The organism is Desulfatiglans sp., assembly GCA_012513605.1.
In the GTDB taxonomy this organism is placed as follows: Bacteria; Desulfobacterota; DSM-4660; order Desulfatiglandales; family HGW-15; genus JAAZBV01.
Window position 1 is genome coordinate 26,817 of sequence record JAAZBV010000014.1, and the last position, 8,029, is coordinate 34,845.

Here is an 8,029-nt window from a genome sequence, read left to right on the forward strand (position 1 = left end):
GCAGTCTAAAGGGCCTATAGCTCAGCTGGTAGAGCCACCGGCTCATAACCGGTAGGTCCCTGGTTCGAACCCAGGTGGGCCCATCATAAAAGGAAAAATGTTGATTTCAAAAACACACATAAATAGATCTCGAAAGGGATAGCTTAAAAAAAGGGCGCATCATTAAAGATGCGCCCTTTTTTTTGAATTAAGTATAAAAACATATTTTAATTGCGTTCATATGTCTGCAAGCCTTAAAAAAGTAATAGATATTATTGATGAGATAGCACCATTCTCTCTAGCTGAGGAGTGGGATAACCCCGGCCTTCAAATTGGTTCTCCTGACATGGATATCAGCAAGATACTGGTTGCCCTTGATCCGACAATGGAGACCTTGAAAATGGCCGTGTCTGTAAATTCCCAGTTGATCATAACTCATCATCCCCTGCTGTTTCATTCAATATCTCATATAGATTTAAAATCTTTCCCTGGTAACTTTATAAATGAGGCAATAAAAAACAACATATCAGTTATTGCTGCCCATACAAATCTGGATAACGCAAAGATGGGGATCAACCAGATTCTTGCCATAAAACTTGGCCTGACTGACTGGGAGATCCTTGAGCCAAAGGGGTTAAATGGCATGGCCGGATACGGGATTGGTATAATCGGTTATCTTGGTGAACCAGTTGATTTATACTCCTATGCCATGAAGGTCAAAGAATGCCTTAATACCAAAACAGTCAGGGTGACAGGCCCTGATGATGTAAGAATCAGATGTGTTGCCTCTGTTGGAGGTTCTGGCAGGGATTACATAGCAAAAGCAAAAGAAAAAGGTGCTGACCTTATTGTAACCGGAGACATAGGGCATCATGATGCCCTTAATGCGAGAGCGCTGGGCATCAATGTAATTGATGCAGGCCATTTTTACACAGAAAGGGCAGCATTGACAGGTTTTATTGACCAAATAAGGGAAAGGTTAGAAACGCAGGGCATTGATATAATGGTTGAACTTTATAAAGGAGAGGCTGACCCTGTCAGAATATTGTAATAATAATTATCATAAGGGGGAAGAGAATTGAAAGAAGATCTGAAAAATTTGATCCTGCTTCAGACATGCGATAACAGGATAAAAACAAACCAGATAAAGCGGGATTCCATTCCTGAAAGGATAAAACGGCTGGAAGAGTCCTTTGAGGAAAAAAGCAGGATATTCAATTCCAGATTGGAAAAACTTGACTCACTTGAAAAGGAAAAAAGGGCTGTTGAAAAGGAAGTCCAGGTTATTGAAAGCAGGGCGCAGAAAGGTCAGGAAAAACTCAATAACATAAAATCAAACAAGGAATATACCGCTGCGCTCAAAGAGATTGAAGATATAGAAAAGGATAGAGTAAAACAGGAAGATATACTGCTTCAGGTTATGGAGACTATTGAACAGCTGAAAAAGGAGTCCATAGAGATAAAGGTTGAGAAGGAAAATCTCAGGAAGGATTTTGATGCGGAAAAAAAGGAGATTGAAGATGAGCTCCTTGAACTTAATGAAGAGGCTGAAGGGCTGATTAAGCAAAGGGCAGAATATAATTGTGAGGTTGACAGTAGAATGCTTAAGACATATGATCTCCTGCGCGCCAGAAGATCAGGGGTTGCTATAAGTGCTGTAGTTGGAGGCATATGTCAGGCATGTCATCTGGAGATACCCCCGCAGAAGTTTAATGAACTTCAGAGATGCAATGAGATGATGGCCTGCCCACACTGCAACAGGCTCATATACTGGGGGGAAGACGAATTTTTTGTTAAACTTTTAAACAGCGCGAGCGTTTAGCAGATTAGAATATCAGAGCAGGCCGGATGGCCGCTGCTTTGCTTTAAAAGCAAAGGGGAGGAAAGTCCGGGCTCCACAGGACAGGATGCTGGATAACGTCCAGTCCCGGTGACGGGAAGGAAAGTGCAACAGAAAGTATACCGCCTCTCTTCCGGCATTGGCCGGAGGTTATGGTAAGGGTGAAATGGTGAGGTAAGAGCTCACCGTCCTGGCGGTGACGTCAGGAGCTTGGCAAACCCCATCCGGAGCAAGACCAAATAAGGAGGAGCATGAGGGTGGTCCGCCCGATTCTCCGGGTAGGTCGCTTGACCCTGATGGCAACATCAGGGCTAGATGAATGGTCATCGTTCAGGGATATTTCCCTGAAAACAGAACCCGGCTTATGGCCTGCTCTTTTTTTTATACAAGTTTAGTCACAGCATTAATGATAGCCTGCCTCAACACCCCTCCCAAAATCTGAAAACATAACAGTGCCGCAAGAGGTGATAAATCAAGCCCTGCGATTGGCGGAATGAGCCTGCGAAAAGGCGAAAGCAGAGGCTCACTGATTCCATATATCGTTTGCACAACAGGGTTATATGGTGATGGGCTCACCCATGACAGTAAAACGCTAACTAGTATCACAAGGGAGAAAAAACCAGGAAATAGCTCTATTACCTGCGTCAACCCCTCAGCTACGCCATAGTATAAATAGAGTGAAAACCCAAGCGGTTTTGGGGCGATTATAGTGTTAAGCAGATAGGCTATAATGCTGTAAACAAAAAATAAGGTTACAAATGTAAAAAGAGAGAATGACTTTCTTGGTATACTAAGCCTCGCGGCAAGAGAACCAAGTGGCAGAAATGCCCTTTGAAGCATACTTATTACAGGGGTATGGCCTTTATCCCCTGTAAGAATAGCTATGAACCATACCACCATGTAAAACCGGAAGAGCAACTGGAATAGATTCAATAAGCTTATTCCTGTTCCGGATAAAATGGAGACACGTCCGGTTGTAAAATAAAGCAGGCCTCTTATGATGACAAGAAAGAGAACACTTAAGGCCACGCAGTAAAACTCATTCCTGACAATGGTTTTAAATGGTTTTAACAGTGGATCAGTGATCCTGAATATGAGATTAAATACACTGTTAAAATTGGCTTCAACAGGCCTGATAAACAGCCTGATAAGTACAATAACTATGAGTATATCGATAATAGCCTTTAGTAAAAACATGCAAATTCCTCTTGGTATTTTATTTGTCTATCCTCTATACTACAGCAATTAATTATTCAACCTGAATATAATCCTGATCTTTTATGAATGTAATGGTTATGAAAAAAAAAGAACCAGATAGAACCTATACTGACATTGCAGCAAAGATTCTTCCGAAATCCTCACGGAATGAGATTATGGGTCTTGAAGAGGGAATTGTAAAGATCAAGGTGACTGCACCGCCTGTTGAGGGCATGGCAAACAAAGCTGTCATAGAGCTTATTTCAAAAGAGCTGAAAATCCCGAAAAAAGATATTGAGATAGTATCCGGTGATAAATCAAAAAATAAAAGGATCAGGATTCACGGGGTTTCATGCCTGAATTTTTCAAAGATTAATAAATAAAAAATATAAAGACGCCCGGCAGGGCGCCTTCTCAGGCATGAAACTGCATGTCATAAAGCTGCCTGAACCGGCCGTTTTTATCCATCAGCTCCTTGTGGGTGCCTGATTCAACTATCTCCCCATTTTCAAGCACAAAGATCCTGTCGGCATTTCGTATGGTGCTTAATCTGTGGGCAATAGCAAAGATCGTGCATCTGCCCTTCAGGGATTCTATGGATTTCTGTATGAGCTCTTCACTCTCTGCGTCAAGCGCAGAAGCGACCTCATCCAGCAGCAGGATGGAAGGATTCACAAGTATTGCCCTGGCAATGGATATGCGCTGTTTCTGTCCACCAGATAAAAGCGAACCCCTGTCGCCCACAATGGTCTCATACTGCTTTGGCTGATCCATTATAAAATTATGGGCATGGGCAGAGGTTGCAGCGGCTATTATACTGTTTTTGTCAGCAGATGATCCTGTGCAGTTAATATTATTCTGGATAGAGTCATGAAACAGTAGTACCTCCTGGCTTACTATCCCTATCTGCCTCCTTAATGATTCGAGCGTAACATCCCTTATATCTATCCCATCTATCAGTATCTGCCCTTCATGCACATCATAAAAACGGGGGACAAGGTCCATCAGGGTGCTTTTACCTGCCCCTGTTGACCCTACAAAGGCTACCATTTCACCGGCATTGACCCTGAATGAAACGTTTTTAAGTATTGGTTTACTGTTTTTATATGAAAAGCATACATCCTTGAATTCAATGGAGCTGTTATGCCTTGGTAGAATAACAGCGTCTTCCTTTTCAGCAATCTCAGGCATTGTATTGATGATGCCAAATACCCTTTCAGTCGCCCCCTGAAGGGTTTTTATTTCATTACTGACTTTAGAAAGGTTTTTTACAGGTGAGTAAGCCCTTGAGATTGCAAAAAAAAGTGCCACCAGTTCGCCAAGGGTAAGATTATAATATGTTTTACCTGCGATCAATATTACCGGCAATGCTGTAAAGGCGATGGCGTCCATAACGGGGCCTATTCCTCTTACCCATCGGTTCCAGTGCATGGTTTTTTTATACAAGAAATCTGTAAGTATTTTAAATTTGCCTGAATGGTTTTCAAATGTGCAGAAACCCTGAACGACCTTCAGACAAAGCAGTGTCTCCTGATATGCTGATGTAACCTTTGCTGTAGCATCCTGAACCCTTGAAGAGTGTTTTTTGACCTTGATTCCGAATAACCGGGTTACCCCGATTATCAAAGGGGTGACAATCATTACTATAAGGGTCAGTTTGTAGTTTATTTTTAAGGCGGACAGTAATAAAAACAGGGCAGTCAGCGGGTACTGAACAAAACCGATGATGATATTTGATATGGATGCCTGCATAAGGGTCAGATCTGCTGTTGATCTGGAGATAAGTTCCCCGATCTTGTATTCATGGTAAAAACCCAGGTGTAGATTAGTGAATTTTTTATAGAGATCTATCCTGATATCATTTATTGCCCTGTTGGTGAAGGCTGCTGCCGTTAGTTCACTAAGATACAGGGTAAATGACCTTACAATAACAGAAATGAAAATAAGAAAAGAGAGAAGGATCAGGAGTGAATTAGATGTCTTACCTTCAATAATCTCAATTTTTTCAAGTTTGATTGGGAATGATGAATCTTTATCCCATACAGGCAGTTTTAAAGTAAATGGAACCGGCTCATTATCCTTGGGTGTATCCCTGGTTACATCCTTAGACATATCCATGCTCAAATTATCTATAAAAGAGGGGAGTATCTCTGTGGGTGCAGCAGACAATATAGCCGCAATACATGCAGGTAAAATAGCGCATAACATAAGCAACTTATATTTCCTAACATATCCTGCAATCTCTTTACCAAGTAATCTATCGAGCATAATATGGTGATTCTCCTCTATTTGTAAAACCCTTTCAGGCCTCTGTTTATTTGTAATAAGGGGTTATATGTATCAGAAAAAGAATAAAAAGTGTCTATTTTTTGATGTAGATTATCAGATTAATGCCTGCCAGAGAAAAGAGGATATTTGCCGTCCATGCGGATAAAAACGGGGGTAATACCCCTGCCAGGCCTATGGCCCTGGCAAAACCCATAATCAGGTAGAGCAGAAAGCAGGCTGCAATGCCAATGGTAATGGAAAGAGGTATGCCGTTTATCTTCTCCCACAGGCCTACGGGTATTGCAATAAGGGCCAGAACAGCAGTGATAAATGGGAATGCGAGTTTTCTGTATAGATTAACCATGTCAGCAGTATTATCATAACCCTCGGCTCTTACCTTTTGAGCGTGTCTTTTTAACTGCCCATAACTCATATCTTCAGGCTTTTTTATTTTTTTGATGAACATCTCAGGTGTTTCAGGGATATCGATTGAAACCTGGTCCAACCTTTCAAATCGGTAATCGTTTTCACCAGCAAGGGTCTGCACCTTTGCCTTTTCTATTTCCCACCTGTTATTAACCCTTCTGCCGGTTTCGCCCTTGATCTTTTTAACAAGAATGAACTGATCATTGAAAAAATAGAATACCGGCCCCTTCATTGTCTGGCTCTTTGCATCAAAATACTCTATCCAGTAGATATTGTTATCTGACTTGTACCATATGTTTGTACTTCCGGATAGACCGGACGGGTCTCTTTTTTTTACCTCGGCATTCCAAATCTCGTTTTGCCTCGAACTGGTAAAGGGGATAATTGCATCAGATAGAATGAATGAAAATACACTTAATATAATGGATATAAATATTACAGGGGTAAAGGTCCTGAAGATATCAAGCCCGCAGGCCTTCATTGCCATGATTTCACGATTCTTTTTCATCAGGCATATAACAACAATAACAGATATTGTCGTTGCAACCGGTATCATCTGATCTGTAATTAATGGTATTTTATAGAGAAAATAGGCGATGGTAGAAGAGAAGGGTACTCCCGCTTTAACAAAATTATCTATCTTCTGTATGAAATCTATTACAAGGTATAAAAGGATAAAGATAAACTGGCACATGATAAATACCTTTATTACCTCTTTGACGATATATTTTGTGATTACCTTCATCTATCCCTTTAAACCTGTTATGAAATTTATAATTGGTGATATGAAACCCATTAAAAGCTTCTCTAATGGATTTCATACCATGGCACAGAAGATACCTTGACGATTTTAAAAAATCTACCTTAATGTTCTTATAAATGTTTTATAGTTTTATCTACCAGCTCGGATTCTTCTTTGACCCGATCCATTCTGCCATCTGTTCATTATAGATAATACGTTTGCTGAACAGCCACTCACCATTTACCTTTTCCATATCGTCCTCATAATACCCGTATGAATCAAGGGTAGCCTTGCGTTCAGGGTTATCATTTCCCATGTGAAACCAATAGGCCCTTCCTACTGCCTTGTTCCCATTGATTTTAATCACTATGTTTGTGATGTTGTGACGGCCTGTTGAAGGGTATAATTTCTTTTCGTCTCCAGTGGCAGGTTTTTCCTTTGCCATGTTTGCAGACATTGCCCCGAGTTCTCTCTTGATATTTTCCCGACCCTGCCATTTAAAACCTATAATATCCAGGATACCATCCTCTGTAAATGTCTTCACATATGTGTCCAGATCACCAAAATCCAGTGCAAACATGTAGCGGGCCTGAAGATCCTCTATCAGGGCCCTGTCTTCTGCATAACTTGTGGAACCTGTATCTGCGGAAGAGTAGGTCATAATAAATGTGACAGAAATAATTGCTATAAAAATGAATACTGTTATTGATAATTTACGCATTTGCTTCCCTCCTGTTTCATGTGATAGGTTTTTTGTTAGATGATGAAGTATAGGCAGATAATTATAATGAGTCAATATTACTTCTTTCATAATACGACCCATGTTTATTATAATGAAAATTTAGGCTATTATGCTACAATACCCATCAAATAAACATATAAGGAGGTTAATAGTGAAAGAATCCATTTTAACATCCATAGAAAACAGGCTGCTAAACTTTCACTTCAAGACCACATTGAGCTTATTGAAAAACTGACGCAACAGTTGAAGGGAAAGAGCATTAATTTAAGCCATGAAAATGACTGGGTGAACTTATACGGACTTGGCAAAGGAGTATGGGGCAATGAAGATGCCCAGGATCATGTCAATAAACTTAGAGAGGATCGGATATGACCCTTTCCAGCGAAAAAATATTTACCAATGATATTAATCTTAAACAGGTGTCAACGGTCGTTAAAAAGTGAGCCATTTTCGGTCGTGAAAACTGAGCCACTTTACATTTCAATTTGATCTGCTTTTATTACCTCCTTTTCATTATTTTTCTTAAGCCGATAACTGTTACCTTTGATGTTTATAACGACGCTATGGTGCAATAACCTGTCAAGCACAGCAGTTACTATTACAGGGTCTTGAAACAATTCTGTCCAATCAGAAAATGCCTTGTTTGAGGTTATTATTGTGCTGGCTCTTTCATATCTGTTGGCAATGAACCTGAAAAAGAGGTTACACTCTTCTCTGGTTATCGGCGCATAACCTACCTCGTCAACTATCACCAGCGATGATTTATGATAACTCCGACCCTTTCCAGGACGACCCGCTTCATGATCTTTTTTTAATTTTTTAATAAGGTCATCCA

At 40.5% G+C, this 8,029-nt stretch carries 8 protein-coding genes, 1 tRNA gene and 1 other RNA gene; 5 read left to right on the plus strand and 5 right to left on the minus strand.

Annotated elements, in window-relative coordinates:
- Positions 1 to 10: 10 nt before the first annotated feature.
- The 4 genes from GX654_01750 to rnpB all read left to right on the plus strand — a co-directional run bounded on the left by GX654_01750 (position 11) and on the right by rnpB (position 2,199).
- Positions 11 to 83 (plus strand) — tRNA-Ile (locus tag GX654_01750).
- Between the two features lie 137 nt (positions 84 to 220).
- Positions 221 to 1,030 (plus strand): Nif3-like dinuclear metal center hexameric protein, encoded by an 810-nt coding sequence (locus GX654_01755; GenBank protein NLD35572.1) that lies wholly within the window; start codon positions 221 to 223, stop codon positions 1,028 to 1,030.
- Positions 1,031 to 1,057: 27 nt separating this feature from the next.
- Positions 1,058 to 1,801: a hypothetical protein gene (locus GX654_01760; protein NLD35573.1), complete on the plus strand. Its 744-nt coding sequence runs from the start codon at positions 1,058 to 1,060 to the stop codon at positions 1,799 to 1,801.
- A gap of 14 nt (positions 1,802 to 1,815) precedes the next feature.
- Positions 1,816 to 2,199: RNase P RNA component class A (rnpB, locus tag GX654_01765), an RNA gene on the plus strand.
- Between the two features lies 1 nt (position 2,200).
- On the opposite strand, the gene GX654_01770 is transcribed toward rnpB, so the two are convergent.
- Positions 2,201 to 3,016, minus strand: coding sequence for a YggT family protein (locus tag GX654_01770; GenBank protein ID NLD35574.1), 816 nt, complete (start codon positions 3,014 to 3,016; stop codon positions 2,201 to 2,203).
- A 92-nt stretch (positions 3,017 to 3,108) separates the two neighbouring features.
- On the opposite strand from GX654_01770, the gene GX654_01775 reads away from it, so the two are divergent.
- The gene (locus tag GX654_01775) at positions 3,109 to 3,399 is read left to right on the plus strand and encodes a YggU family protein (protein ID NLD35575.1); all 291 of its coding nucleotides are present in this window, start codon (positions 3,109 to 3,111) and stop codon (positions 3,397 to 3,399) included.
- A 31-nt stretch (positions 3,400 to 3,430) separates the two neighbouring features.
- On the opposite strand, the gene GX654_01780 is transcribed toward GX654_01775, so the two are convergent.
- The 4 genes from GX654_01780 to GX654_01795 form a co-directional block, all read right to left on the minus strand.
- The gene (locus tag GX654_01780) at positions 3,431 to 5,284 is read right to left on the minus strand and encodes an ABC transporter ATP-binding protein (GenBank protein ID NLD35576.1); all 1,854 of its coding nucleotides are present in this window, start codon (positions 5,282 to 5,284) and stop codon (positions 3,431 to 3,433) included.
- A gap of 94 nt (positions 5,285 to 5,378) precedes the next feature.
- The gene (lptG, locus tag GX654_01785) at positions 5,379 to 6,455 is read right to left on the minus strand and encodes an LPS export ABC transporter permease LptG (GenBank protein ID NLD35577.1); all 1,077 of its coding nucleotides are present in this window, start codon (positions 6,453 to 6,455) and stop codon (positions 5,379 to 5,381) included.
- Positions 6,456 to 6,606: 151 nt separating this feature from the next.
- The gene (locus GX654_01790; GenBank protein NLD35578.1) at positions 6,607 to 7,173 is read right to left on the minus strand and encodes a nuclear transport factor 2 family protein; all 567 of its coding nucleotides are present in this window, start codon (positions 7,171 to 7,173) and stop codon (positions 6,607 to 6,609) included.
- 494 nt (positions 7,174 to 7,667) lie between these two features.
- The coding region (locus tag GX654_01795) for an ATP-binding protein (protein NLD35579.1) at positions 7,668 to 8,029 on the minus strand (362 nt) is incomplete at its 5' end.